Origin of the sequence: Streptomyces milbemycinicus (assembly GCF_002154605.1) — a bacterium.
Taxonomy (GTDB): Bacteria; Actinomycetota; Actinomycetes; order Streptomycetales; family Streptomycetaceae; genus Streptomyces; species Streptomyces milbemycinicus.
In genome coordinates this window covers 1-1,609 of sequence record NZ_MUNE01001192.1, presented here as the reverse complement: position 1 = coordinate 1,609, position 1,609 = coordinate 1, and the positions used below count along the sequence as shown (strand labels likewise).

Sequence of the window (1,609 nt, the reverse complement as noted above, 5' to 3'; positions counted from 1 at the left end):
GTTGCGGCGTTGCGGGGGCAGGCTGAGCGGCTGCTGTCGCATGTGGAAGCGCGTGAAGATTTGTCGTCGGTGGATGTGGGCTGGTCGCTGGCCACGGGGCGGACGGCTTTTGAGCACCGTGCGGTCGTCATCGGTGATCGTGACGGTCTGAGGGCTGGTCTGGGTGCGCTGGTGCGGGGTGAGGATGTTCCAGGGGTGGTGGCCGGGCCCGCGTCCGGTGTGTCGGGCGCGGGTGGGCGTGTGGTGATGGTGTTCCCCGGTCAGGGTTCGCAGTGGGCGGGGATGGCGGTTGAACTGCTGGATTCTTCGTCGGTGTTCGCTGAGCGTTTTGCCGAGTGCGGCCGGGCGTTGGCGGAGTTTGTTGAGTGGGATCTTGAGGGGGTGGTGCGGCAGGCGTCGGGTGCTGTGTCGTTGGAGCGGGTGGATGTGGTGCAGCCGGTGTTGTGGGCTGTGATGGTGTCGTTGGCTGAGTTGTGGCGTTCGTTTGGTGTTGTGCCTGCGGCGGTGGTGGGGCATTCGCAGGGTGAGATTGCGGCTGCGTGTGTGGCTGGAGCTTTGTCTTTGCGCGATGGGGCGAAGGTGGTGGCGCTTCGTTCTCAGTCGATTGCTGAAGGTCTGGCCGGGTTGGGTGGTATGGCGGCGGTGTCGCTGACGGCCGTCCAGGTTGCTGAGCGAATTGCGACGTTTGATGGTCGGCTGTCAGTGGCGACGGTGAATGGTCCGACTTCGGTGGTGGTGGCTGGCGAGGTCGAGGCGCTGGAGGAGTTGCTGGCCGAGTGCGAGACCGAGGGTGTGCGGGCGCGTCGCATTGCGGTGGATTACGCATCTCATTCCGCCCAGGTCGAGGTGATCGAGGACCGGCTGGCGGAGCTGCTTGTGGGTGTCGTGCCGCGGTCGTCGTCGGTGCCGTTCTATTCGACGGTCACCGGTGGGCTGATCGACACGGCTGACCTGGACGCCGGCTACTGGTATCGCAATCTGCGGCAGACCGTTCGTTTTGAGGAGACTGTCGGCGCCATTCTGGACGGAGGCGATGCGGTCTTCGTCGAGGCGTCTGCTCATCCGTTGCTGGCCATCGGGCTTCAGGAGATTGCCGAGGCCCGTGGTGCGGAGGGCTCGGTGGTGCTGGGTTCGCTGCGGCGTGACGAGGGCGGCCTGGATCGCTTCCTGACTTCTCTCGCCGAGGCGTATGTGCGGGGTGTGGCTGTTGACTGGGCTGCAGCCTTCGCTGATTCCGGTGCGGCGTGGGTTGATTTGCCGACGTATGCGTTTCAGCGGGAGCGGTTTTGGGTGGGTGAGGAGCCGGGGAGTGGTGTGGTGGAGTCTTCGGTTGGTGTGGGTGGTTTGGTTGAGGGGTTGGCTGGGTGTTCTGAGGGTGAGCGGTTGGGGGTGTTGTTGGAGTTGGTGCGGGGGCAGGTTGCAGTGGTGTTGGGGTATGGGTCGGTTGATGGGGTGGATGTGGGGCGGTCGTTCAAGGATTTGGGTTTTGATTCGTTGATGGCTGTGGAGTTGCGTAATCGGTTGGCTGACGCGACGGGTTTGAGGTTGCCGTCGTCGTTGTTGTTTGACTATCCGACGCCGTCGGTGCTGGTGCGGCATATGGATGCCG

General features: G+C 64.1%; 1 protein-coding gene. It reads left to right on the top strand.

Annotated elements, in window-relative coordinates; genetic code table 11:
* On the top strand, nucleotides 1-1,609 hold a 1,609-nt coding region (locus CCN51_RS52015; protein ID WP_143676250.1), incomplete at both ends, for an acyltransferase domain-containing protein.